The sequence below is a fragment of the Pantoea sp. SORGH_AS_0659 genome, assembly GCF_031453915.1.
GTDB classification, from domain to species: Bacteria; Pseudomonadota; Gammaproteobacteria; order Enterobacterales; family Enterobacteriaceae; genus Pantoea; species Pantoea leporis.
Map to the genome: position 1 here is coordinate 955,566 of NZ_JAVJAK010000001.1, position 25,477 is coordinate 981,042.

The 25,477-nt window shown below is 56.1% G+C and carries 22 protein-coding genes and 1 pseudogene; 16 read left to right on the forward strand and 7 right to left on the reverse strand.

Going from position 1 to position 25,477, the window contains the following annotated elements; all coding sequences use genetic code 11:
- Positions 1 to 24 precede the first annotated feature (24 nt).
- A complete protein-coding gene (tcdA, locus tag Q3H59_RS04510; RefSeq protein ID WP_309833492.1) occupies positions 25 to 831 on the forward strand; it encodes a tRNA cyclic N6-threonylcarbamoyladenosine(37) synthase TcdA in 807 nt (268 codons plus the stop codon).
- Here tcdA and csdE read toward each other — a convergent pair.
- On the reverse strand, positions 819 to 1,274 hold the full coding sequence (gene csdE / locus Q3H59_RS04515) for a cysteine desulfurase sulfur acceptor subunit CsdE (RefSeq protein ID WP_110867956.1): 456 nt from the start codon (positions 1,272 to 1,274) through the stop codon (positions 819 to 821). The two genes, tcdA and csdE, sit on opposite strands and share 13 nt — an antisense overlap.
- 4 nt (positions 1,275 to 1,278) lie before the next feature.
- Positions 1,279 to 2,484, reverse strand: coding sequence for a cysteine desulfurase CsdA (gene csdA, locus Q3H59_RS04520; protein ID WP_309833496.1), 1,206 nt, complete (start codon positions 2,482 to 2,484; stop codon positions 1,279 to 1,281).
- A gap of 206 nt (positions 2,485 to 2,690) precedes the next feature.
- Between csdA and Q3H59_RS04525 the strand changes: the two genes are divergently transcribed.
- The 4 genes from Q3H59_RS04525 (at position 2,691) to rlmM (ending at position 5,701) form a co-directional block, all read left to right on the forward strand.
- Positions 2,691 to 2,915, forward strand: a complete 225-nt coding sequence (locus tag Q3H59_RS04525; RefSeq protein ID WP_008109575.1) for a YgdI/YgdR family lipoprotein — start codon at positions 2,691 to 2,693, stop codon at positions 2,913 to 2,915.
- Between the two features lie 330 nt (positions 2,916 to 3,245).
- The gene (locus Q3H59_RS04530; RefSeq protein WP_309833499.1) at positions 3,246 to 4,163 is read left to right on the forward strand and encodes a transcriptional regulator GcvA; all 918 of its coding nucleotides are present in this window, start codon (positions 3,246 to 3,248) and stop codon (positions 4,161 to 4,163) included.
- 49 nt (positions 4,164 to 4,212) lie between these two features.
- A complete protein-coding gene (locus Q3H59_RS04535) occupies positions 4,213 to 4,608 on the forward strand; it encodes a DUF423 domain-containing protein (RefSeq protein ID WP_101762007.1) in 396 nt (131 codons plus the stop codon).
- Positions 4,601 to 5,701 carry a 23S rRNA (cytidine(2498)-2'-O)-methyltransferase RlmM gene (rlmM, locus tag Q3H59_RS04540; RefSeq protein WP_101762008.1) on the forward strand — a complete coding sequence of 367 codons (1,101 nt, stop codon included), beginning with the start codon at positions 4,601 to 4,603 and terminating at the stop codon, positions 5,699 to 5,701. The genes Q3H59_RS04535 and rlmM overlap by 8 nt, the downstream gene beginning before the upstream one ends.
- 325 nt (positions 5,702 to 6,026) lie before the next feature.
- Here rlmM and xni read toward each other — a convergent pair whose 3' ends face one another.
- The 3 genes from xni to queF all read right to left on the reverse strand — a co-directional run bounded on the left by xni (position 6,027) and on the right by queF (position 9,228).
- The gene (xni, locus tag Q3H59_RS04545; RefSeq protein WP_309833502.1) at positions 6,027 to 6,797 is read right to left on the reverse strand and encodes a flap endonuclease Xni; all 771 of its coding nucleotides are present in this window, start codon (positions 6,795 to 6,797) and stop codon (positions 6,027 to 6,029) included.
- Between the two features lie 38 nt (positions 6,798 to 6,835).
- Positions 6,836 to 8,200 (reverse strand): nucleotide 5'-monophosphate nucleosidase PpnN, encoded by a 1,365-nt coding sequence (gene ppnN / locus Q3H59_RS04550; protein ID WP_192412011.1) that lies wholly within the window; start codon positions 8,198 to 8,200, stop codon positions 6,836 to 6,838.
- A gap of 182 nt (positions 8,201 to 8,382) precedes the next feature.
- Positions 8,383 to 9,228, reverse strand: coding sequence for an NADPH-dependent 7-cyano-7-deazaguanine reductase QueF (gene queF / locus Q3H59_RS04555; protein ID WP_110867951.1), 846 nt, complete (start codon positions 9,226 to 9,228; stop codon positions 8,383 to 8,385).
- A gap of 62 nt (positions 9,229 to 9,290) precedes the next feature.
- Between queF and syd the strand changes: the two genes are divergently transcribed.
- The 4 genes from syd (at position 9,291) to Q3H59_RS04575 (ending at position 11,996) form a co-directional block, all read left to right on the forward strand.
- On the forward strand, positions 9,291 to 9,839 hold the full coding sequence (gene syd, locus Q3H59_RS04560; RefSeq protein WP_309833507.1) for a SecY-interacting protein: 549 nt from the start codon (positions 9,291 to 9,293) through the stop codon (positions 9,837 to 9,839).
- A gap of 592 nt (positions 9,840 to 10,431) precedes the next feature.
- Positions 10,432 to 10,758, forward strand: coding sequence for a YqcC family protein (locus tag Q3H59_RS04565; RefSeq protein WP_309833509.1), 327 nt, complete (start codon positions 10,432 to 10,434; stop codon positions 10,756 to 10,758).
- Positions 10,758 to 11,537 (forward strand): tRNA pseudouridine(65) synthase TruC, encoded by a 780-nt coding sequence (truC, locus tag Q3H59_RS04570; RefSeq protein ID WP_309833511.1) that lies wholly within the window; start codon positions 10,758 to 10,760, stop codon positions 11,535 to 11,537. Before Q3H59_RS04565 ends, truC begins: the two co-directional genes overlap by 1 nt.
- A gap of 12 nt (positions 11,538 to 11,549) precedes the next feature.
- A complete protein-coding gene (locus Q3H59_RS04575; protein ID WP_110867948.1) occupies positions 11,550 to 11,996 on the forward strand; it encodes a flavodoxin in 447 nt (148 codons plus the stop codon).
- Between the two features lie 123 nt (positions 11,997 to 12,119).
- Here the strand turns inward: Q3H59_RS04575 and garD are convergent, their stop codons facing one another.
- On the reverse strand, positions 12,120 to 13,679 hold the full coding sequence (gene garD / locus Q3H59_RS04580) for a galactarate dehydratase (protein WP_309833514.1): 1,560 nt from the start codon (positions 13,677 to 13,679) through the stop codon (positions 12,120 to 12,122).
- Positions 13,680 to 14,188: 509 nt separating this feature from the next.
- Between garD and Q3H59_RS04585 the strand changes: the two genes are divergently transcribed.
- From Q3H59_RS04585 to Q3H59_RS04610, 6 genes are all read left to right on the forward strand, one after another.
- Complete coding sequence (locus Q3H59_RS04585) at positions 14,189 to 15,535, forward strand: MFS transporter (protein WP_101762584.1); 1,347 nt, start codon at positions 14,189 to 14,191, stop codon at positions 15,533 to 15,535.
- A gap of 9 nt (positions 15,536 to 15,544) precedes the next feature.
- A complete protein-coding gene (locus tag Q3H59_RS04590; RefSeq protein WP_309833516.1) occupies positions 15,545 to 16,885 on the forward strand; it encodes an enolase C-terminal domain-like protein in 1,341 nt (446 codons plus the stop codon).
- Between the two features lie 16 nt (positions 16,886 to 16,901).
- Complete coding sequence (gene gudD / locus Q3H59_RS04595) at positions 16,902 to 18,233, forward strand: glucarate dehydratase (RefSeq protein WP_192412005.1); 1,332 nt, start codon at positions 16,902 to 16,904, stop codon at positions 18,231 to 18,233.
- A gap of 52 nt (positions 18,234 to 18,285) precedes the next feature.
- Positions 18,286 to 19,053 (forward strand): 2-dehydro-3-deoxyglucarate aldolase, encoded by a 768-nt coding sequence (gene garL / locus Q3H59_RS04600; RefSeq protein ID WP_192412004.1) that lies wholly within the window; start codon positions 18,286 to 18,288, stop codon positions 19,051 to 19,053.
- Between the two features lie 19 nt (positions 19,054 to 19,072).
- Positions 19,073 to 19,957, forward strand: a complete 885-nt coding sequence (gene garR, locus Q3H59_RS04605; RefSeq protein WP_064738030.1) for a 2-hydroxy-3-oxopropionate reductase — start codon at positions 19,073 to 19,075, stop codon at positions 19,955 to 19,957.
- An 84-nt stretch (positions 19,958 to 20,041) separates the two neighbouring features.
- Entirely contained in the window at positions 20,042 to 21,181 is a 1,140-nt protein-coding gene (locus Q3H59_RS04610; RefSeq protein ID WP_192412003.1) for a glycerate kinase, read from the forward strand.
- A gap of 145 nt (positions 21,182 to 21,326) precedes the next feature.
- Here Q3H59_RS04610 and barA read toward each other — a convergent pair.
- Positions 21,327 to 24,057, reverse strand: a pseudogene (barA, locus tag Q3H59_RS04615) (two-component sensor histidine kinase BarA).
- A gap of 90 nt (positions 24,058 to 24,147) precedes the next feature.
- On the opposite strand from barA, the gene rlmD reads away from it, so the two are divergent.
- Positions 24,148 to 25,464, forward strand: a complete 1,317-nt coding sequence (gene rlmD / locus Q3H59_RS04620) for a 23S rRNA (uracil(1939)-C(5))-methyltransferase RlmD (RefSeq protein WP_309833520.1) — start codon at positions 24,148 to 24,150, stop codon at positions 25,462 to 25,464.
- Positions 25,465 to 25,477: the final 13 nt, after the last annotated feature.

Sequence of the window (25,477 nt, forward strand, 5' to 3'; positions counted from 1 at the left end):
CCGTTTTCCCGGAAAGGTTAGGTTATGACAGTAGTAAGCGACGCCTGGCGACAACGTTTTGGCGGCACGGCGCGTCTCTATGGCCAGGACGCGCTGCAGCGTTTTGCCGACGCGCACTTTTGCGTGATCGGTATTGGCGGCGTGGGTTCGTGGGCGGCGGAAGCCTTAGCGCGCACCGGCATCGGTAAAATCACCCTGATTGATATGGACGATGTCTGCATCACCAATACCAACCGCCAGATTCACGCGCTGCAGGGCAAAGTGGGCCTGGCGAAAACCGAAGTGATGGCCGAGCGTATGCGCGCCATCAATCCGGAATGCGAAGTGATCTGCATCGATGACTTCATCACGCCGGAAAATACCGCTGAACTGTTATCGGCGGGTTTTGACTACGTGATTGATGCGATTGACAGCGTACGCCCCAAAGCCGCGTTGATTGCCTGGTGCCGTCGTAACAAGATCCCGCTGATAACCACCGGCGGCGCGGGCGGCCAGATCGATCCCACGCAGATCCAGGTGAGCGATCTGGCAAAAACCATTCAGGATCCGCTGGCGGCAAAGCTGCGTGAGAGATTGAAAGGGGATTTTGGCGTGGTGAAGAACAGTAAAGGCAAGCTCGGCATCGACTGCGTATTCTCGACGGAAGCGCTGATGTATCCGCAGCCGGACGGCAGCGTGTGCACTTCACGCTCCACCGCCGAAGGCCCGAAACGCATGGATTGTGCCGCCGGATTTGGCGCGGCGACCATGGTTACCGCCACGTTCGGGTTTGTGGCGGTTTCCCATGCATTGAAGAAGTTTCTGGCGAAGGCAGCGCGTCAAACGGCCTGAGCGTGCTGACGGGCAGCGCGCTGCACCGCATCCGCCAGCGCCTGTAAACCGCTGCTACGCGACGCACTGAGCTGTGCGCGCAGACCTAACGTATCAAACAACGCCAGCGGATCTTGCTGCAGCAAGTCGGCTGGCGTTTTGCCTTCCACCGCCGTCAGTAACACCGCTAGCAATCCGCGCACGATGCGTCCTTCGCTGTCACCATAAAAGTGCAGCGTGCCGTTGTTCAGCAACTGGCTGCTTAGCCAGACGCGATTTTCACAGCCCGTGAGTTCGATATCTGGCGTCTTTAACTCTTCCGCTAACGCTGGCAGCTGGCGGCTGAGCTGGATCAGCTGACGATAGCGATCTTCCCACTGATGAAAATGGGTGAATTTTTCCGTCAGGCTGGCGGCGGTAATCAGATCGCCGAACGGATGCGGGGCGAGCAGGGTTGATGTCATGGGCTTATTCACTCAGTAAGTCGACGGCATGACGCATGGCGCGCACCAGCGCATCCACGTCCTGCAAATTATTATAGGGGGCGAACGAGACACGCAGCGTGCCGGTGACGCCCAGCGCCGCCATCAGCGGCTGCGCGCAGTGCTGCCCGGCGCGCAATGCGATGCCATGCTCGGCGAGCAGCGTAACGATATCGCTGTGGTGAATGCCGGCAATATCAAATGCCAGCAGGCTGGCATTGCCACAGCGGAAGCTGCGAAAACCGGGGATCTCGCTCAGTTGCTCCTCGGCGAGGCTCGCCAGTTGCTGGCTCCACATTTCGGCCTTTTTGCCATTATGTTGCGCCAGCCACTGCAGCGCGGCACTCAACCCCACCACGCCGGCAACGTTAGGCGTTCCGGCTTCAAAACGCCACGGCACCGGCTGCGGTGTGAAACTGTTAAAATCGACCTGCGTCAGCATTTTGCCGCCGCCTTGCCATGGATCCATCGCTTCCAGCAGTTCCGCTTTGCCATACAGCACGCCAATGCCCATTGGGCCATAAAGCTTATGGCCGGAAAAAGCATAGAAATCAATATCCTGCGCCTGTACATCCGGCGGACAATGCACCACACCTTGTGCGCCATCGACCATCACTTTGGCACCGACGTCATGGGCTAAACGGATCGCCTGCGCCAGATCCGGACAGCCGCCGGTGACGTTCGACATCTGACCAACGGCCAGCAATCGGGTACGTGAATTGAGCAGTGCTGGTAACAGCGTGATATCCGGCAAACGATCGTCGCCCAACGGCCATTTCACCACTTTCGCGCCCGCCGCTTTTGCCACCATCAGCCACGGCACCAGATTGGCGTGATGTTCGGCTTCGCTAACCACGATTTCATCGCCAGCCTGCAATCGCGGAGCCAGCCAACTGTTCGCCACCAGATTGATCGCTTCGGTGGTGCCGCGCGTCCAGACAATCTGCCGATCGTCCGCAGCATTGAGCCAGCGCGCCACTAATCCGCGCGCCTGTTCGTATTTTTCCGTTAATGCGCGAGCGGCAGCGAACTGGCTGCGATGCACGGTGCCAGCGCTGAGGCTGTAGAACTGTGCGGTTGCGTCGATCACCGCCTGCGGCTTGAGCGCAGTAGCCGCGCTATCGAGGTAGATTCCGGCATCGCTCAGCGCGGGGAACTGCTGGCGGAAGGCGCCGGGAGAAAAAATGGTCATACTCAGCCCACTGTTAATCATGTTAGGACCAGGCTGAAAGCTGGCCCGTTGCCTAGCAAAGCTGGAAAAGCGCGTTATGCTAATTATTGCAAGGTTTGAACCGAAACCCGCATAACGCGTCGCTATTCATAGTCGATTTCACTGGCGCTACCTTTGGTGAGCGCATGCGGGTGGTTTAATGCAATTAATCTGCAAGGAGATAGAAGATGAATAAACTCACCGCAGTGCTGGCCGTGTGTACTCTGGCCTTTACCCTGTCCGCATGTTCCAGCAATTACGTAATGCACACTAACGATGGTCGCACCATCGTCGCCGATGGCAAACCTAAAGTTGATGACGAAACCGGTATGATCAGCTATCAGGATGCCAATGGCAACAAGCAGCAGATTAACCGCTCTGACGTCAAAGAGATGGTGGAGATGGGGCAGTAAGGCAAAAAAAAGCACCGCAATTTGCGGTGCTATTTAAAATCACTATGGACAGACAGGGTAAATCTACAGGAATTAAAAGCTTGATCTGCAAGCGTCAGATCAAAATGCAAACACAACATCACGACCACAAGCCAAAAGCTCTCCAAAAGTCTGCGATCTCTCGCACGTTTCCAGAAATCTTTTCGTTCCGGCTCAGGAAGTGCGGCAACTATAGGTATTTGCTGGAGCTTCCTCAACGGACAAATTATAATGTCTCGGATTAAAAAAACTAATACGTAGCGACTTTGTATAAGTTGAAGTATTACCTTGTCAATCCGGATACGGAAAACCATGTCTAAACGCCTTCCGCCGCTTAATGCTTTACGCGTCTTTGATGCTGCTGCCCGTCATTTGAGCTTCACCAAAGCCGCTGAAGAGCTGTTTGTTACCCAGGCTGCTGTCAGCCATCAGATCAAATCTCTGGAAGATTTCCTCGGTCTAAAGCTGTTTCGCCGGAGGAATCGTTCGCTTTTACTGACGGAAGAAGGTCAAAGCTACTATTTAGATATTAAGGAGATTTTCTCCGCTCTTAACGATGCCACGCGCAAGTTGCAGGCGCGCAGCGCTAAGGGTGCGCTGACCGTCAGTTTGCTGCCGAGTTTCGCCATTCAGTGGCTGGTTCCTCGCCTTTCCAGCTTTAATATGGCTTATCCGGGCATCGACGTGCGTATCCAGGCGGTGGACCGTGATGAGGATAAATTGGCGGACGATGTCGACGTGGCGATTTTCTACGGTCGTGGCAATTGGCCAGGCCTGCGGGTTGAGAAATTGTATGCCGAATATTTGCTGCCAGTCTGCTCACCGATGTTGCTGACGGGTGATCATCCTCTCAAATCGCCGGCCGATTTGGCGCACTGCACGCTGCTGCATGATGCATCGCGCCGTGACTGGCAATCCTATACGCGTCAGCTGGGCGTGCAGCATATCAATGTGCAACAGGGCCCGATCTTCAGCCACAGCGCCATGGTGTTGCAGGCGGCGATTCATGGTCAGGGCGTGGCGCTGGCGAATAATGTGATGGCGCAGAGTGAAATTGAAGCCGGTCGTCTGGTGTGTCCTTTTAATGACGTGTTGGTCAGTAAAAATGCTTTTTATCTGGTTTGTCATGACAGCCAGGCAGAACTGGGTAAAATAGCCGCCTTTCGTCAGTGGATCCTGGAAAAAGCGGCCAATGAACAAGAAAAATTCCGTTTTCGCTACGATCACTAATGCGTTGCTGGCTGCACAATGATGTGCGCATTACCTTGAGGATTGTTTGATGTCCAGTCGTGCCATGTTTGTTTTTGCTGCCATTAGCGGATTTATGCTGGTGGCGTTTGGTGCTTTCGGCGCGCATGTGCTGAGCAAATCGCTCGGCCCAGCCGAAATGGCGTGGATACATACCGGCCTTGAATATCAGGCGTATCACACGCTGGCAGTGATCGGCTTGGGTGCCGCTATGCTGCGTCGTGCCAATATCTGGTTTTACTGGAGTAGCGCCGCGATGGCGCTCGGTATCGTGTTGTTCAGTGGCAGCCTCTATTGTCTGGCGCTGTCGCACATGAAGTTTTGGGTTTTTGTTACGCCGGTGGGAGGCTTATGCTTCCTTATTGGCTGGTTCTTGATGTTGATTGGCGCACTGCGTCTGAAACGAAAGGCAGATCGCCATGAATAAAGTTTTACTCTATTGCCGTCCAGGATTTGAGAAAGAGTGCGCGGCAGAAATCAGCGCGAAAGCGGCTGAGCGCGAGATTTACGGCTTCCCGCGCGTCAAAGATGACTCAGGTTACGTGCTGTATGAGTGCTATCAGCAGCAAGATGCTGAAAAGCTGATCCAAACGCTGCCGTTTGCCGAACTGATCTTTGCGCGGCAGATGCTGGTGGTGGGAGAGTTGCTGCGCGATCTGCCACCAGAAGACCGCATCACGCCAATTGTCGGCATGCTGACCGGTGTGGTGGAGAAGGGCGGTGAACTGCGGGTTGAAGTGCCGGATACCAATGAAGCGAAAGAGCTCACCAAGTTCTGCCGTAAATTAACCGTGCCGCTGCGTGCCAGCCTGCGTGAAAGCAAAATCCTGCTTAATTACGAAACGGCTAAGCGTCCGGTAGTGCACGTGTTCTTTATTGCGCCGGGCACCTGTTACGTCGGCTATTCGCTGCCGGAAAACAACTCGCCATTCTACATGGGCATTCCGCGCCTGAAATTCCCCTCCGATGCGCCGAGCCGTTCTACGCTCAAGCTGGAAGAGGCGTTTCACGTGTTTGTGCCTGCGGATGAGTGGGATGAGCGTTTAGCCAGCGGCATGTACGCCGTCGATCTCGGCGCTTGCCCCGGCGGCTGGACCTATCAACTGGTGAAACGCAGCATGTGGGTTTTTGCGGTAGATAACGGCCCGATGGCGCCAAGCCTGATGGACACCGGACAGGTGACGCACTGCCGCGAAGATGGTTTTAAATTCCGTCCGCCGCGTACCAATATCAGCTGGCTGGTGTGCGACATGGTGGAAAAACCGGTGCGCGTCGCTAGCCTGATGACCGAATGGCTGGTGAATGGCTGGTGCCGCGAGGCGATATTCAACCTCAAGCTGCCAATGAAAAAGCGCTACGAAGAAGTGACACAGAACCTGGCGATGATTGATGACGCGCTGAAAGCGCAGGGTATTAATGCCCAGATTCAGGCTCGTCAGCTTTATCACGACCGCGAAGAAGTGACCGTTCACGTACGTCGACTTTGGGCGGCTGTTGGCGGCCGTCGCGACGAACGCTAATCCTGCTTCATACTTTGCGCTACAGCGGTCCTGCTTCATACTTTGCACTACAGCGGCGTTGGCTGCGTTTGCTCGCCCCGGTCACATACTGATGTATGCTCCCGGGGACTCGCGCACTTGCCGCCTTGCTGTAGCACAAATTATTTCGCAGGAAATTGTTTTTTAGTGTCGCCATTGATGCCGTAATGATCGTCGGTTGAGGCATGAAAATCGCTAATTACCGAGAGCGCACATTGTAGCGGCGCAATTCATTGCGCGATAAATCGCGCCGCTACGGAAGGCGCGGTGATTTAATACGGCGCTTAACTGATTGGCATTACGCCATTTATGGCGACGGCTGTTTCGTTTGAAATCTCAATGTATTGAGATTGCCTTGCAGTACCAAATCACGCTTTAACGTCGATACTTTGCGGCAAATTTCTGCCATTTCCCGCTGTTCCTGCAATTTTCCCTGCCATTTGCTCGGTACCTGGTCCCATTGCTGATAGATCGCATCCAGCGATCCAAACTGCATCAACAACTCGCGGGCGCTTTTCGGGCCAATGCCGGGCACGCCGGGAATTTTACTGCTGCTGATACCACACAATCCCCAATAGGCGGGCAACTGCGCGGGCGTTACGCCAAACTCTTGTTCAATAAAAGGCACATCCAGCCAGCGCTTCTGGAAATAGTCGCGAATACGAATGTTAGGTGCCAGCAGCTGGCAATAACCTTTATCGGTAGAAACAATCGTTGCCTGATGACCAGCGTCCGCCATTTTCACCGCCAGCGTGGCGGCGAGATCGTCGGCTTCGTCTAAATCGGCCACCCAGCAGCTGACGCCTGCTGCGCGGAAGGCGTCCTGCAGCGCGGGCATCTCCAGATGCAAATCCTCTGGCATCGGCGGGCGACCCGCTTTGTAATCCGGTAATAGCTGATGGCGCCAACCGGGCTGACGCTCATGGCTATCAAACACCGCCACCACGTGCGTGGGTTGTGTATGTCCCAATAACTGATGCAAGGCGGCAACGCAGCTGTCGCGGCACGGCGAACCCTGAACTGCGTGCAGACGGCGAATCAGATTGAGTGCATCAATGATAAGAAGATGAAGCGACATAGCGATAGCGGCAGCCCGCAGGCTGCCTTCCTGATGGGTTATTTGATGATTTCGTAGCAAGGCGTGTAGGCGCTGCCCGGCAGCTTCATGCGCTGCTGTGCGACAAAACCTTGCAACAGTTCGTCCATGCGGTGCATGAGATTGGCATCGCCGTGCAGTTTGTACGGGCCTTTCTCGCGAATTTCACGGATCCCGATCTCTTTGACGTTACCCGCCACAATGCCGGAGAAGGCGCGACGCAGATCGGCTGCCAGCAGCTCGGCGGGCTGATCCGGGAACAGCTTCAGGTTTGCCATATTCTCGTGCGTCGGCAGGAAGGGCACCTGCAATTCGGGTGCGATACGAATTGACCAGTTGAAGCTGTAGGCATCGCCGGTTTCGCGGCGATACTCTTTCACCTGCGGCATGGCTTTCTTCATCAGACGCGCCACTTCAGCGGCATCATCAATGATAATTGTGTAGTGCTTGCGTGCGGCTTCGCCCAGCGTATTGACGATGAAATCATCCAGCACGCGGAAGTAGTCGGCGCTCTCTTTGGGTCCGGTCAGAATCAGCGGCAATACCTGATCGCTGTTGTGCGGATTCATTAAAATACCCAACAAATACAGCAGCTCTTCTGCTGTGCCCACGCCGCCAGGGAAGATCACGATACCGTGGGCGATACGCACAAAGGCTTCAAGGCGTTTTTCGATATCCGGCATGATGATCAGCTCATTGACCAGCGGATTCGGTGGTTCGGCGGCAATGATTGAGGGCTCAGTCAGGCCGATAAAACGGCTGTCATGATAGCGCTGCTGCGCATGTCCCACCGCCGCACCTTTCATCGGTGCTTCCATGACGCCAGGTCCGCAACCGGTACAGATGTTGAGTTCGCGCAGGCCCATTTGCGTGCCGACGTTGCGGCAATATTGGTATTCCACCGCATTGATTGAGTGGCCGCCCCAACACACCACGGTATTCGGATATTCGCCGATGTGCAGTGCACGCGCGTTACGCAGAATCGAAAACACCTGATTGGTGATATGCGCAGAGTCTTCCGGCTCCTCGTTCTGGTAGCGTTCTGTTGCCGCCAGTTGTCCGTTTACAAACAGAATGTCGCGCAGCACGGCAAACAAGTTTGCCTGCAGCGAACGAATAATCCGGCCATCAACAAATGCCTCTTCCGGCGGGTTAATCAGCTCCAGTTTCACACCGCGCTCACGGCGCAACACGTTGATGTCGAAGTTTTCAAAACGCGAAAGCAATTCCTGGCTGCTGTCGGTCTGGCTACCGGAGTTGAGTACCGCAAGAGAACAGTTACGAAACAGCTGATAAAGGTCGCTGCTAGCGGTGCGCTTCAGCATGTCGACTTCAAGCTGGGAGAGCAGATCCATCGAGCCAAGCGGGCTGATATGTGTAATCAAGAGAACTCCTTTACACGCAAATGCGTGGCTGATGACGCTGCGCTTAACTTATTAACGCAGCGACGAAAATCCCTGGTCGCGCATGCTTCGATCGCGCCTTCAACAGAGTAACGTTGTCCGCTGTGAATGCTCAAGGGGAACCGCGCATCCGTGCAGCGGCCTGCGAGGCGTCTCGCAAACTATTACTGGCGAACCAGGCGGGAAAATCCCGGAGAGAAGGGCACGTTACTGCGCCACGGATTGATATCCAGACCGCCGCGCCTGGTGTAACGTGCATAAACGCTCAGGGCTTCTGGCTGACAAAAGCGCTGAACGTCGTTGAAAATGCGCTCAACGCACTGCTCATGAAACTCATTATGCTGACGGAATGAGATGAGATAACGCAGCAGCGCTTCACGATTAATACGCGGGCCTTTGTAGCGAATCATCACCGAGCCCCAATCGGGCTGATTGGTAATTAAGCAGTTCGATTTCAGCAGATGGCTAACCAGCGTTTCTTCAACAATTTCACGGCCTGCAGCCTGCGCCAGATAATCTGCATTGAAGGCGTAATCGTGGATTTCGATATCCTGTTCATCAATCACTTCGCCACTGAAATGGCCGATCGGCTGGCCTTCCACTTCGCTGAGACGAAACAGCGCCACGCTGACCTGACCCTTCGCGCAGGCGCTGAGATCGCGCTCCAGCGTCTGACGCACTTCGCCCCAGTCGGCGAAAACGCTCTGATTAAAACTGTTAAGATAGAGCTTGAAACTCTTCGACTCGATCAGGTTTTGGCTATCGGCGCGCAGTACCACTTCGCCCACTGCGACCTGCGGAACGCCTTTGCTGTTGAGCCAGGAGAGTTCGTAGAGCGTCCAGATATCTGCGCCAGTAAACGGCAGATTATCGGGATACAGCCCCAGCGGCTCACGGTTAAGGCTGCGCGGCACGGATTGCAGCAGCGTGTTATCGTAGCGATCAACATAAGCCGTGGGCTTACCTAAGGTCAGGCCGCTTAATGCCTGATCCCGGTTTTCAGAAGACATAACGGTTACCACTAAATTTCATCAAAGTGGTTAAGTGTAACCTAACACTTGCGAGAATATGAATGATGCAGCAAACCGTAGATGCTCTGCGTGAGTTTACCGCCCGCTACGTGGAACATTGGCAGCAACAAACCGGACATTTTCCCGCCAGCGCCGATCTGCTTGGCGTTCCCTCCGACTGCATTATTAGCACGCTGGATGACCGCGTGTTGTGGCAGCCGCAGCCGTTTACGTTACCGGCCACGCTTGAAGCGGTAGAGCGTGCGCTGGATCTGCAACTGCAACCAGAAATCAGTGCGTTTTATACCAGCCAGTTTGCAGGTGATATGACGGCAACCTTTGAACAGCAGCCGATTACCCTGCTGCAGGTATGGAGTGAAGCGGATTTCACTCGCCTGCAGGAAAACCTGATTGGTCACTTGGTTATGAAGCGCCGCTTAAGACAAGCGCCAACGCTGTTTATTGCCACCACCAACTCAGAGCATGATGTGATTGCGCTGTGCAATCTTACCGGCGAGGTCATTATCGAGGAGCCTGGCACTAAAAAGCGTGAAGTCCTGGCGACATCGGTTAAGACATTTCTTAATGCTTTACAACCGGTTACTCAGTGATTTGCAGATTTTTAGGCTGCGCTTTGTGAGAGATCTCTTACGTTAGGTGTGAGAGATCGCTAGATCATTTCGCAGACTTGCGGAAGCCCTAAATGTAAAAATATTGTGAATCATGAACTTATGGCATCAATCTGAAAATTCAGACAGGACTTAATCCATTAACGCTTCTTACTGGCTTGTTATTGCGATGGTTTCTGGGAGAATAGTCACCACTGGCAGGATGCTGGGGATTAAGAGACGTTCAGGAGAATGTCAGCCATGAGGCGGGAACGTAACGGAATTTACGGCACACGGAAGGCTTTAGGACGAAGCAGGACACTCAGGATTGAGTATAAAGGACACCTCCAGGACGGAGAATGAGAGCCACGCGGAACGTGGCGGGCCAGGATGCTAAGGACCAATGTCATGATGACAAGCGACGGAAAGCGCAGGAAAAGTTGTCATGGATGAGCAGGGAGCACAGCAGTAGCTGGAATGCTGCAAACGAAAACCGGGAGCACTGTAATCACAGTGCTCCCTTTTTTTATGCCATTTTTACGCCGGGCGTGACTGATGGTATGCTTGCCGCCCAATTTTTCTCTGGAGGTGGCGCATGTCGTCGCAAATGATTTTTCAGCGCCTGCAGCAGGTCGAAGCGGTGATGCGCGAACACGGCCATTGGCAGTCACAATCGCCCGAGGCGCACGCCTTCGCCAGTACCGAACCTTTCTGTCTCGATACCATGGAGCCGCTGCAATGGCTGCAATGGGTGCTGATGCCGCGTTTTTATGCGCTGCTCGAAAGCGGCGCGCCGTTACCGCAGAATTTTGCCATCGCACCTTATTATGAAGTTGCATTGCCAACCGACACGCCGGGCTATGCGACGTTATTGCTGACGCTCAACAAGTTTGATGCGCTGTTCCAGGAACCCACCGCCTGATGCTCGAAATCCTTTATCAAGATGAGTGGCTGGTCGCCGTGAATAAACCTGCCGGTTGGCTGGTGCATCGTAGCTGGCTCGATCGCAACGAAAAAGTGGTGGTGATGCAAACGGTGCGCGATCAGATTGGCCAGCATGTGTTTACTGTGCACCGCCTCGATCGCCCAACGTCCGGCGTGTTGCTGATGGCCTTATCGAGTGAAGTCGCCCATTTACTGACGCAGCAGTTTGAACAGCATCAGATGCAGAAAACCTATCATGCGGTGCTGCGCGGCTGGCTGGAAGGCGGCGCGACGCTGGATTATCCGCTGGTGGAAGAGCTGGATAAGATTGCCGACAAATTTGCCACCCAGGAACCTGTTGCCCAACCGGCGGTAACGGATTACCAGGCGCTGGCACACGTTGAGATGCCGGTCGCCATCAGCCGCTATAACACCGCGCGCTATACGCTGGTGGAGATGGCGCCGCACACCGGGCGTAAACATCAGCTGCGTCGCCACATGGTGCATCTGCGTCATCCGATTATTGGCGACAGCGCGCACGGCGATCTGCGCCAGAATCGCGGTGCGGCGGCACATTTTGGCCTCAATCGCCTGATGCTGCACGCCAGCGCGCTCAGCTTTACCCATCCCGTTACCGGCGAGGCCATAGTGATTCGCGCCGGGTTGGATCGCGTCTGGCAGCAGATGCTTGAGCAGTTTGGCTGGCAGGATCAGATCCCTGATGTTCCCAGGGTTGAGTTTGCCAATGATGCAGTCCAGGATAAGCCGACAGAATAAAGGAGCGGCAAGATGGCAAAGATTGGCATTTTTACAGGTACGGTTTACGGCAATGCGCTGCTGGTAGCTGAAGAAGCACAGACGGTGCTGGAAGAGCAGGGCCACGACGTGAAGGTGTTTGAAGATCCGTCGATGGCGGATTGGCAGGCATACAGCCAGGATGTGGTGCTGATTGTCACCTCAACCACCGGTCAGGGCGACTTCCCGGATAACATTGCCCGCCTGTATGTTGCAGTGCGTGATCAGCTGGGTTATCAACCAGAATTGCGTTATGGCGTGATTGGCTTGGGTGACAGCAGCTATGACAATTTCTGCGGTGCAGCTAAAACCTTTGATGCCACCTTGCAGGAGCAGAGCGCGCAGCGCATCGGCGAGGTGCTGTTGGTGGATGCGACGGAAGATCCGGAGCCCGAATCAGTGACCTCACCGTGGGTGGAGAGCTGGGGTAAGTTGCTGTAAGGACTTTTCCCTCACCCTAACCCTCTCCCGCCAGCGGGAGAGGGAATATTTAGAGGGTGCAGCCCGCACGGTTTGTTCCCTCTCCCGCGAAGTGGGAGAGGGTCAGGGTGAGGGCAATAACCATCACGTCACCGGCGCCGGATTAAACACCGCGAGCTGATTACGAATCCCCCAACGATCCGACCATGTCTGCTTGCGCCCACTGGCAATATCCAGAATCAACTCAAACAGTCGCCAACCGACCTGTTCAATACTCTCTTCGCCCGTCGCAATAGTTCCGGCATTAATATCCATCAAATCATGCCAGCGTTCGGCCAGCGCATTGCGCGTTGCCATCTTGATCACCGGAATGGCCGCCAAACCGTAAGGCGTGCCGCGCCCGGTGGTGAACACCTGCAAGGTAATGCCCGATGCCATCTGCTGCGTGCCACACACGAAATCGCTGGCTGGCGTGGCCGCGTAAATCAGCCCGCGTTTGGTGGGGCGCTGTCCTGGCGATAACACTTCAACAATCGGGCTGCGTCCTGACTTGGCAATCGAACCCAGCGCTTTCTCCACCACATTCGCCAGCCCGCCTTTTTTATTGCCCGGCGAGGGATTGGCGCTGCGATCGGTTTGGCCCTGGCTGAGGTAATCGTCATACCACGCCATCTCTTCCAGCAGCCGTTTGCCGACCGCTTCATCCACCACGCGCGGCGTCAGCAGATGGATAGCATCCCGCACTTCGGTCACTTCCGAGAACATCACCGTTGCGCCGCAGCGCACCAGCAAATCAGAAGCAAATCCCACGGCGGGGTTCGCCGTTACGCCCGAGAAAGCGTCGCTGCCGCCGCACTGCGTGCCGATCACCAATTCCGATGCTGGACAGGTTTCGCGCTGACGTTGATTAAGCTTTTTCAGATGGCGTTCGGCGACCTGCAGGATTTCATCCACCATCGCGCCGAAGCCCACCAGCCGCTCATCCTGCAATCGCACAATGTCGTTGTCATCCAGCGAAATGGCCTGCACATCCGGTGTGCCGGTCAGCAGACGTTCGGGCTGTAACTTCTCGCAGCCGAGGCTGACGATCATCACTTCGCCACCAAAATTGGGATTCAGCGCCAGGTTATGAATGGTGCGAATCGGCACCACCGCGGCGGGCGCATTGATTGCCACGCCGCAACCGTACAGATGATTCAGCGCCACCACGCCATCGACATTGGGATAACGCGGCAGCAAATCACGCTCAATGATCTGCACTACATAATCCACCACGCCCGCCACGCAGTGAACGCTGGTGGTGATGCCGAGCAGGTTGCGCGTGCCCACGCTGCCATCTGCGTTGCGATAGCCTTCGAAGGTATAACCTTCCAGCGACGGCAGCGCGGGCGGCACATTGTTTGCCAACGGCAAACTGTTGAGTGGCGGCGCTTCGGGCAGCGCTACCAGTGATTCTTCAATCCAGCTACCTTGTGGGATGGGGCGCAGCGCGTAGCCAATCACTTCACCGTAGCGCAGGATCGCGCCTGCTTGCGGGATATCGCTGAGCGCGACTTTATGTCCCTGCGGCACATGCTCAGTCAGTTGCAGTCCGTCGTCGAACCGGGTGCCGGACGGTAACCCCTGATTGTTGACCACGATCGCCACGTTATCGGCATCGTGCACTTTGATATAGAGCGGTTTTTCTGTCAGAGGACGGTTCATTGCTCACCTTCCAGTTCGTCGCACCGTACGTAGCAGCGCGGTTTAAAATACGTCCATCACGTCATCGTTTTTTGCCAGCCTCAGTATATGCAGGGGTATTTGCCGTATGCATTGTGCAACTGACTGGCTTTAAGGAGATTTATCAGGGGAATTTGGTTCGTTTATCCAAACACAAGTGAAGGGACTCACAAACTGCCGTTATCCTGTACGTTAACCAGGCAAAATCAGGGAGCAAAAAAGCGTTCCGTGAGCCACGCCGCAGCGTTATGTGCAGATGCCATAAAATCATTCTCTTTCACCCTTAATCCTCATGCGTTCTTCCAGTGTTTCGCCGCCAGGCTGTTCCTATACTGATTCTCGTTCTTCAACGTTAGGTTATTCGTCACGACGCATCATCGTATTGCCAAATATAAAAATCGCCGTGTTTAACCCGACTTCATTCTGATACCCAACGCGATGTGTATGCAGTCAGAGTGGATGTAGCGTTCGCTATATTTCAGGAGTGCATCATGAATAGTTTCAGCCAGACAGCGGAAGCAGTGCAAAAGCGCACTAATGCCCGTTACTGGATTGTGGTGATGTTATTTATCGTCACCTCGTTCAACTACGGTGACCGCGCAACCATTTCGATTGCCGGTTCGGCGATGTCCAAAGAGATCGGCCTTGATTCGGTCGGCCTTGGCTATATCTTCTCCGCCTTTTCCTGGGCGTACGTGATTGGGCAGATTCCGGGCGGCTGGCTGCTCGACCGCTTCGGCTCAAAACGCGTCTACTTCTGGAGCATCTTCCTCTGGTCGCTGTTTACCTTGCTGCAAGGCTTCGTCGATCTGTTCAGCGGTTTTGGCATTATCATTTCGCTGTTCCTGTTGCGCTTCCTGGTCGGCCTGGCTGAAGCGCCATCCTTCCCCGGCAATAGCCGCATTGTTGCGGCCTGGTTCCCGGCGCAGGAGCGCGGCACCGCCGTCGCAATCTTTAACTCGGCGCAATACTTTGCCACGGTAATCTTCGCGCCGATCATGGGTTGGCTGGTCTCCGAAGTGGGCTGGGCGCACGTGTTCTGGTTCATGGGCGGATTGGGCATCATCCTCAGCTTTATCTGGCTGAAAGTGATCCACGATCCCACCGATCATCCGGGCGTCAACAAAGCCGAGCTGGAGTACATGGAGCAGGGCGGCGCGCTGATCAACATGGACGTCAAAAAGGATGACCGCAAAGTGAGCTGGAGCGAGAAGTGGTTCCAGATCAAACAGCTACTGACCTCACGCATGATGCTAGGCATCTATCTCGGCCAATACTGCGTCAACGCCTTAACCTACTTCTTTATTACCTGGTTCCCGGTGTATCTGGTGCAGGCGCGCGGCATGTCGATTCTGAAGGCCGGCTTTATTGCTTCGATCCCTGCGGTGTGTGGCTTCCTCGGCGGCGTATTGGGCGGCGTGATTTCTGATTACCTGATGCGTAAAACCGGTTCGCTGAACATCGCGCGTAAAACGCCCATTGTGCTCGGTATGCTGCTCTCCATCTCGATGGTGATGTGTAACTACACCGACACCGAATGGGTGGTGGTGTTCTTTATGGCGCTGGCATTCTTCGGCAAAGGCATTGGTGCGCTGGGTTGGGCAGTGATGGCAGATACCGCCCCGAAAGAGATCAGCGGTTTGAGCGGCGGCTTGTTCAACATGTTCGGTAACTTCTCCGGCATCGTCACGCCAATTGCCATCGGTTACATCATCGCCACCAGCGGATCCTTCGAGGGCGCGCTGATTTATGTCGGTATCCATGCCTTTGTCGCCGCATTTAGTTTCCTGGTGATTGCCGGCGATATCAAACGCGTTGAACTGAAAACCAGGCCATAAGGACGGAATATGACTACGCAAAGCACGCCGGTCATCACCGATATGCAGGTGATTCCGGTTGCCGGTTACGACAGCATGTTGCTCAACATCGGTGGCGCGCACAGCGCCTGCTTCACCCGCAATATCGTGGTGCTCACGGATAGCGCGGGACACACCGGCGTCGGTGAAGCGCCGGGCGGGGAAACCATCTACCAAACGCTGGTTGAGGCAATTCCGCAGGTAAAAGGTCAGCAGGTTGCCCGCATGAATCGTCTGGTGCAGCAGGTGCACAAAGGCAATCAGTCGGCGGATTTCGATACCTTCGGCAAGGGCGCGTGGACCTTCGAGCTGCGCGTCAATGCGGTGGCCGCGCTGGAAGCGGCGCTACTGGATTTACTCGGCCAATGTCTCGGCGTGCCGGTGGCGGAACTGCTCGGTCCGGGCCAGCAGCGCGATGAGGTCACGGTGCTCGGCTATCTGTTCTATCTCGGCGATCGTCGCAAAACCGATTTGCCGTATCTGACCGGCGAAAATGCTAGCCACGACTGGTATCACTTGCGTCATCAGGAGGCGCTGACGCCGGAATCTGTGGTGCGTCTGGCGGAAGCGGCGCAGGACAAATATGGCTTCAAAGATTTCAAACTCAAAGGCGGCGTGCTGCCGGGCGAGCAGGAGATTGAGTCGGCGGCGGCGCTAAAAAAATGCTTCCCCGATGCGCGCATCACCGTCGATCCCAACGGTGCCTGGACGCTGGATGAAGCCATTCGCTTGTGTAAAGGCATGGGCGATGTGCTGACCTACGCCGAAGATCCGTGCGGTGCCGAGCAGGGCTATTCCGGCCGCGAAGTCATGGCCGAATTCCGCCGTGCGACGGGGTTGCCGGTCGCCACCAACATGATCGCCACCAACTGGCGCGAGATGAACCACGCGGTGATGCTCAATGCCGTCGACATCCCGCTGGCCGATCCGCACTTCTGGACGCTGAGCGGCGCAGTGCGCGTGGCGCAGCTGTGTGATGACTGGGGGCTGACGTGGGGCTGTCACTCCAATAACCACTTCGATATTTCACTGGCGATGTTCACCCACGTTGGCGCTGCTGCGCCGGGTAAACCCACCGCGATTGATACGCACTGGATTTGGCAGGAGGGCGATCAGCGCCTGACCAAAGAGCCGCTGCAGATCCGCAACGGCAAAATCGCCGTGCCGGATAAGCCGGGCCTCGGCGTCGAGCTGGATTGGGATCGCCTGCATCAGGCCAACGCGTTGTACAAATCACTGCCGGCGGGCGCACGTAATGACGCCACCGCGATGCAGTATCTGGTTCCCAATTGGGCATTCGACCGCAAGCGTCCAGCCTTTGGTCGCGGCTAAGTTTAAGGAGCAGGAAATGAGTCAGACACCGAAAATAACATCGCTGCAGGTCATTCCGGTGGCCGGTCACGACAGCATGTTGCTTAACCTGAGTGGCGCGCATTCGCCGTTCTTTACCCGCAACATCGTCATCATTAAAGACAATGCCGGACACACCGGCGTCGGTGAGATTCCGGGCGGCGAAAAGATTCGTCAGACGCTGGAGGATGCGGCGGCGCTGGTGGTGCAGAAAACCGTTGGCGAATACAAGAACATCCTCAACCTGGTGCGCAGCACCTTTGCCGACCGCGATTCCAGCGGACGCGGCAACCAAACCTTTGATTTGCGTACCACCATTCACGTGGTTACTGGCATCGAAGCGGCGCTGCTCGATCTGCTGGGACAGCATTTAGGCGTGAACGTCGCCTCGTTGCTTGGCGATGGTCAGCAGCGCGACCGGGTAGAAATGCTCGGCTATCTGTTCTATGTCGGCGATCGCAAGAAAACGTCGCTACCGTATCAGAGCCAGGAAAATGACAAATGCGATTGGTATCGCCTGCGCCACGAAGAAGCGCTGACGCCGGATACGGTGGTGCGCCTGGCGGAAGCGGCCTATGAAAAATATGGCTTTAACGATTTCAAACTGAAAGGCGGCGTGCTGCGCGGTGGCGAAGAGGCCGAAGCGGTGACGGCGCTGGCGAAGCGTTTCCCGCAGGCGCGTGTGACGCTTGATCCTAACGGCGCCTGGTCGCTCAACGAGGCGATTCTGCTCGGTAAGCAGCTGAAAGGTGTGCTGGCCTATGCGGAAGATCCGTGCGGTGCTGAGCAGGGCTATTCCGGTCGCGAAGTGATGGCGGAATTCCGCCGCGCCACCGGCATGCCGACCGCCACCAATATGATCGCCACCGATTGGCGTCAAATGGGCCACACGCTGTCGCTGCAGTCGGTCGATATCCCGCTGGCCGATCCGCACTTCTGGACGATGCAGGGTTCGGTGCGCGTGGCGCAGATGTGTCACGACTTCGGCCTGACGTGGGGCTCGCACTCTAACAACCACTTCGACATCTCGCTGGCGATGTTTACCCACGTTGCCGCCGCCGCACCAGGTGCGATTACCGCCATCGATACGCATTGGATTTGGCAGGAAGGCAATCAGCGCCTGACTAAAGAGCCGCTACAGATTAAAGGCGGCATGGTGCAGGTGCCGCAAAAACCGGGTCTCGGCGTCGAGCTGGATATGGATCAGGTGATGCAAGCCAACGCGCTGTATCAGAAACACGGTTTAGGCGCGCGTGATGATGCGCAAGCCATGCAGTTCCTCGTACCGAACTGGACCTTTGATAACAAGCGTCCGTGCCTGGTGCGCTAACTTTTCCGGCTCCCCGCGCGGGAGCCTGCTGTAACCGACAGGAGTGAAGACAATGAGCAATGCCTGGCAGAACCCTTTTCGTCGCCGTTTGCTGGCAGGAGAAACCCTGATTGGCAGCTGGTGCGCGCTGGCTAATCCCCTTACCACTGAAGTGCTGGGCCTGGCGGGCTTTGACTGGCTGGTGCTGGATGGCGAACACGCGCCGAATGACATCACCACCTTTGTGCCGCAGCTAATGGCACTGAAGGGCAGCCACAGCGCGCCGGTGGTGCGTCCGCCGTGCAACGAACCGATCATCATCAAGCGCTTGCTGGATATCGGCTTCTACAACTTCCTGGTGCCGTTTGTGGAAACCGAGGAAGAGGCGATTCGCGCGGTCGCGTCTACTCGCTATCCACCGGCGGGCATTCGCGGTGTGTCGGTTTCACACCGCAGCAACATGTACGGCACGCTGCCGGATTACAACAGCACCATTAACGACAACATCACGGTGCTGGTGCAGATCGAAACGCAACAGGCGGTGGACAACATCGATGCTATCGCCGCGGTGGAAGGTGTTGATGGCATCTTCGTTGGGCCGGGCGATCTCTCGGCCGCGCTCGGCTATCTGGGCCAGCCTGCGCATCCCGAAGTATTGAAAGTGATTAAACACGTCTTCGAACGCGCCAAAGCGGCGGGGAAACCGAGCGGCATTCTGGCGCCGGTGGAAGCCGATGCACGCCGCTATCTGGAGTGGGGCGCCAGCTTTGTAGCGGTAGGCAGCGATCTGGGTGTGTTCCGTAACGCCACGCAGGCGCTGTGTGACAAATTTAAAAAATAACTGACTGAGAGGAAAGGCAATGAAAATTGGATTTATCGGCCTCGGCATCATGGGCAAACCGATGAGTAAAAACCTGGTGAAAGCCGGTTATTCGCTGGTGGTGCGCGACCATAATGTTAGTAACGAAGCAGAGTTGGTGGAGCTGGGCGCCACCGTAGCCAAGACGCCAAAAGAGGTGGCTGAACAGGTGGATGTGTTGATCACCATGGTACCGAACTCGCCACAGGTTAAAGAGGTTTGCCTCGGTGCTAACGGCATCATCGAAGGCGCGAAGCCGGGCCTGATCGTTATCGACATGAGTTCCATTGCGCCGTTGGCCAGCCGCGAAGTGCATGATGCGCTGGCGGCGAAAGGCATCAAAATGCTCGATGCGCCAGTCAGCGGCGGCGAGCCGAAAGCGATTGAAGGCACGCTGTCGGTGATGGTGGGCGGCGATAAGGCGGTGTTTGATCAGTGCTACGACATCATGAAAGCGATGGCGGGTTCAGTGGTCCACACCGGTGACATTGGTGCGGGGAATGTGACTAAGCTGGCAAATCAGGTGATCGTGGCGCTTAACATCGCGGCGATGTCAGAAGCGCTGTCGCTGGCGACCAAAGCGGGCGTTAATCCTGAGCTGGTTTATCAGGCGATTCGTGGTGGTCTGGCAGGCAGCACCGTGCTGGATGCCAAAGCGCCGATGGTGCTGGATCGTAACTTCAAACCGGGCTTCCGCATCGATCTGCATATCAAAGATCTGGCCAATGCGCTGGATACCTCGCACGAGATCGGTGCGCATCTGCCGCTGACTGCCGCAGTGATGGAGATGATGCAGGCGCTGAAAGTGGATGGACAGGGCACTTCCGACCATAGCGCGCTGGCCTGCTATTATGAAAAATTAGCGAAAGTTGAGATCACCCGGTAGTGCAATCGTCCGGCGTCTACGGATGTCGGGCGGCTCGCTGCCTTCGCAGGACGGATGTCCGTCATCAACCGCGCTGGATTGCCTATGAAAATTGTCATCGCACCGGATTCATATAAAGAGAGTTTATCCGCCCTGGAAGTGGCTTCGGCGATTGAAGCGGGATTCCGCGAGATCTTTCCCGAAGCTGAGTACGTGAAAATACCGGTTGCCGACGGTGGTGAAGGCACGGTTGAAGCGATGGTGGCGGCAACGCAGGGAAACATTGTCCGGCTGACGGTTACTGGACCGCTCGGCAAGCCAGTGGAGGCGTTCTACGGTTTGTCAGGTGATGAGCGTACCGCATTTATCGAAATGGCGGCAGCCAGCGGGCTGGAGTTAGTGCCCGCGGCACAGCGCGATCCGCTGATTACCACCTCGTTCGGCACCGGCGAGCTGATCAAAGATGCGCTCGATCGCGGTGTCGATCACTTCATTATCGGCATTGGCGGCAGCGCCACCAATGATGGCGGTTCCGGCATGATGCAAGCGCTGGGCGCACAACTGCTGGATGAGCACGGCAAGCAAATCGCCTATGGCGGCGGCGCATTACCGCAGCTGGCGCGCATCGATATCGAACAGCTGGATGCGCGTATTAAGCAGTGTCGCTTTGAAGTCGCCTGCGATGTCAGCAATCCGCTCACCGGTGATAAGGGCGCTTCGGCGATCTTCGGTCCGCAGAAAGGTGCGACGCCGGAACTGGTGCAGCAGCTGGACAAAGCACTGGAACATTACGCCACCCTGATTCATCGCGATCTGGATATTGATGTTTTACACATTGATGGCGGCGGCGCGGCGGGCGGCATGGGCGCGGCGCTGCATGCGTTTTGTCAGGCCGAGTTACGCAGCGGCATTGAGATTGTCACTGAAGCCTTGGGCCTGGCCGAGCAGGTGAAAGATGCCGATCTGGTGATTACCGGCGAAGGGCGCATTGATAGTCAAAGCATTAACGGCAAGGTGCCGATTGGTGTGGCAAAGGTCGCGAAGCAGTTTGATAAACCGGTGATTGGCATTGCCGGAAGTTTAACCGCGGATGTCGGCGTGGTGCACCAACATGGGCTGGATGCGGTGTTCAGCGTGCTGTTTAGCATCTGCTCATTGGATGACGCGCTGGCCAACGCGGCGCAGAACGTGCGCCTGACGGCGCGCAATGTGGCGGCGGTGATAAAGCTGGGGAAAGGGAGATAGTTTTCCCTCACCCTAATCCTCTCCCAGAGGGAGAGGGAACCGATCGGAGCGATGGAATAAGTTTGCACGTAACTTCAGCATGCTCAGGGCAACTCCCTCGCCCGCTTGCGGGAGAGGGCTGGGGTGAGGGGAAAATCGCACCGCACTAACCCAACGCCAACAATTTCCTCGCTTCACGTGCCACGTTCGCCATCTCATCGCTCAACTCCAGCAGCTCCGGCTCCAGCGCGTCGATATCGCTCTCCTGATGCAAACTCTTCTCCAGCTGCTGACACAGCTGCTTCAGGCGCGGCACGCCGCTGTAGCTGGCGCTGCCGTGCAGCTTGTGGATAATCTCGCGCAATCCCACCACATCATTGCTCGCCATTGCACTCTCTACGCGCTCTTCCACTTCCGGCAGGAAATCGAGCAGCATTTGCAGCAAATCGCGGGCTAAATCGGGTTTATTGGCGGCCTGACGTAGCGCCAGCGTCCAGTCCAGCGACGGCGCCACGTGCGGCTGTTGCGGCTGTGGCATGACCCGGTTCGGCGCGTAACGCTGCAGCAGCTGGCTCAATTTGTCCTCATCAATCGGCTTCGCCAGATAGTCATTCATGCCAGCGTTGATGAGCTGCGCTCGTTCGCCATCCAGCGCATGCGCAGTAACGGCGACAATCGGTGTGGTGGCGTGCAGCGGCAGGCTGCGGATGATTTCGCTGGCGCGGATGCCATCGATATCCGGCATCTGAATGTCCATCAGAATCACGTCCAGCTTGTGCAGGCGCGCCTGGCGAATCGCCTGCTCGGCGTTATCACACAGAATGATGTGCTGCACCTGCTCCTCCAGCAGCGCGCCAATCAGTTTCAGGTTGGCGGGATTGTCATCCACCGCCATTACCGTCAGCGGCTGACGTGCACCACGCGGCAGCGCATCGCTTTGCCAGTCATGTAAGTCCAGCAGCATCGGCAGCAAGCGCGTCAACGAAACCGGTTTGGCGATACACCCGGCAATGCCGCGCGCCCGTAAGTCATCGGCAAACAGCATCATTTCACTCGGCAGCGCCAGCAGCACCGAATCGGCGCGCGCATGCAGACGTTTAATCAATGCATCCGGCAACGTCGCAGGATGCGGCTCGGTGACCGGCAAACCCATCAGCAGCAGCGGGAAGTGCGTCTCGGGCATCTCTTCCAGGCTGGAGAAGTGCTGCACCTGCAGCGGCGTGATGCTTAGCATCTCCTGCACCGCTTTTGCCACCGCTGGATGTGGCTCGAATATACGCCAGCGGCGTGGCGCGCAAATCGTCCAACATGCGCGGAATGGCTGGTGCATTGGGATTGAGATCGAGATGAATATGCACCCAGAAGGTCGAACCCTGATTCGGACGGCTGTGGAAGGCAATTTCGCCGCCCATTTCGCTCACCAGTTTCTGCGTGATCACCAACCCTAAACCGGTGCCGCCATGACGGCGCGTAATGCTGGCATCGGCCTGACGAAACGCCTGGAATAGCTGCGACTGCTGCTGTTCAGAGATACCGATGCCGGTGTCATGCACCTGAATCTCCAGCTCGACGCGCGTAGTGTTGATGCTGCGCAGCTCAACGCGCAAGTCGATATGACCGTGCTCGGTGAATTTAATCGCGTTACCAATCAGGTTAATCATGATCTGCTGCAGGCGCAGCGGATCGCCAATCACATTATCCGGCACCTGTTTTTCCAGGCACACGGTAATTTCCAGCCCTTTGTCATGGGCGGACGGCGCCAGCAGCACCAACGTTTCATCCAGCGTGGCGCGCAGCGGGAACGGGATCGACTCCAGCACCAGCTTGCCGGCTTCCAGTTTCGAGAAATCGAGCACGTCATTAATGATGCTCAGCAGGTTATTCGCCGAACGCTCGATGGTGCTCATGTAGTCGCGCTGGTTGGTGCTCAGCCCGGTTTTTAGCATCTGACGGGTAAAGCCAATTACGCCGTTCAGCGGCGTACGCAGCTCATGCGACATGTTGGCGAGGAATTCCGATTTGATGCGCGCCGCTTCCTGCGCGCGCTTCTTCGCCAGATCCAGCTCGACGTTCTGAATCTCCAGCTGCTCCAGCGTTTCACGCAGATCGTAAGTCGCCTGATCGATGTTTTGCTGCATCTCTTCGTGATAGGCGGTGAGCGACATCGCCATGGCGTTGATGCCGTTTTTCAGAATGCTCAGCTCGCCCAGCATGTAACCATCGACGCGGCTGTCCAGCTGGCCACGACGAATGCGGTCCACGGTGGTAACCATATTGCGAATGGGACCGGTGACGTCGCGCATCAGGCGATAGGCAAACAGCATGGCGATGCACAGGCAGAACAGCAGCAGCAGCGTGGCGACAAATACTTCTTTGTACTGCTCCAGCCGCACTGATTGCAGATCCAGTTCGATCGCCACATAACCCAGCGGATTCCCGGCTGGTTTGGCATCTTCGCCCGGCAGCTCATCCACCGAATAGCGTTCAGAGATAATCGGCGTGCGCAGAATCATAATCGTGCCTTGCCGCTCCACCGAGACGCCATCTTCCAGCGTGGAGATGTCCTCTTTTTGCAGCAGCGCCAGATTCTGATTGTTATTCGAGGTGACGTAGACGTGATTGTTGTTGTCGAAAATGGTGATGGCACGGACAATATCGGAGTGGCGGCGATGCAGCAGACTGACTAACTCGCGAATCGCATCGCGGTTGTGCCACGTCATGCCGTATTCACTGGAGACCGCCAGCGGTTCGATGATGTTCGCTCCCGCGTCGTGCACCTGATGCTGTAATTCGTTGTAGCGGTGCACCACAAAGAAGGTACTGAGCAGCAGACCAATCATCAGCGTTGGCGCCAGTATCAGAATCATCATTCGCGCCCGCAGGCTGTATTTGGTCATAATTGTGGCCTGGCGACTCCTGGCATTTTTTCCCTGTGCAAGCACGGTTATTGGCTGCACACCCAATTAACGTAGAGATTTCACAATACTATGGCGCAATTTTACTCCGCAAAACAGCGTGTGACGACGAAGACTCGCATATCCGTCACCATTGAAGACCTCGATCCTTTCGGACAAGGTGTTGCGCGCCATAAAGGCAAGGCGATGTTTGTTAGCGGCGCGCTGCCCGGTGAACAGGCGGAAGTGACGGTGTTCGAGGATAAAAGCAAATACGCACGCGCCAAAGCCAATAAGATCATTAATCCCAGCCCACAGCGGGAAACACCGCGCTGCGTCCATTTTGGCGTGTGCGGCGGCTGCCAGCAGCAACATGCTTCGGTGGCTTTGCAGCAGGAGAGTAAAGCGCGCGCATTAAGCCGCATGTTAAGCCGCGAAGCGCCGCTGCCGGTGAAGGTCGATGAGATCATCAGCGGCAGCGCGTGGGGCTACCGTCGCCGGGCGCGTTTAGGATTGCAGTGGCAGCCAAAACAGCTGCGTTTGCAAATGGGGTTCCGTCAGGCCGCCAGCAACGATCTGGTTGAACTGAAGCAATGCCCGGTTTTGGTGCCCGAACTTGAAGCGTTGCTGCAGCCGCTGCACCAGTGCCTCAGCGATTTACAGGCAGTTAAACGGTTAGGCCACGTAGAATTGGTGCTGGCGGATAATGGCCCGCTGATGGTACTGCGTCATCTTGATGCATTATCTGCCGGCGACCGCGCAAAACTGGAACGCTTTTCGCATGAGCAGCAACTGTCGCTCTATCTGGCTGATGGCAGTGAAAGTTTGCAGGCGCTGAATGCGCGCGAACCTTTTTATCACTCGTTGAATTTGCCGCTATCCTTTAGCCCGCAGAATTTTATTCAGGTCAACGATGGTGTGAATCAGCAGATGGTCGCCAAAGCCATTGAATGGCTGGATTTGCAGCCAGAGGATCGTGTGCTGGATTTGTTCTGCGGCATGGGAAACTTTACCTTGCCATTAGGAAAGTTCGTACAAAATGTTGTAGGTGTGGAGGGCGTTGCAGCATTAGTGCAGCAGGCAGCGTATAATGCTGAGCAGACTAATCTCAAGAATGTTCGCTTTTTCCAGCATAACCTGGAGGAAGATGTATCGCGTCAGCCGTGGGCGACGCAGGGATTTAACAAGGTGTTACTGGATCCAGCGCGTGCTGGGGCCGCGGGCGTAATGGCGCATGTGGTTAAACTTGCGCCGCAACGTGTGGTCTATGTTTCCTGTAACCCTACAACGCTGGCGCGTGACAGTCAGACATTGCTGTCAGCGGGCTACCATTTGGAAAGGGTCGCGATGCTGGATATGTTTCCCCATACCAGCCATCTCGAATCCATGGTGCTGTTTAGCAAAGCATAAGCGATGTCCACAT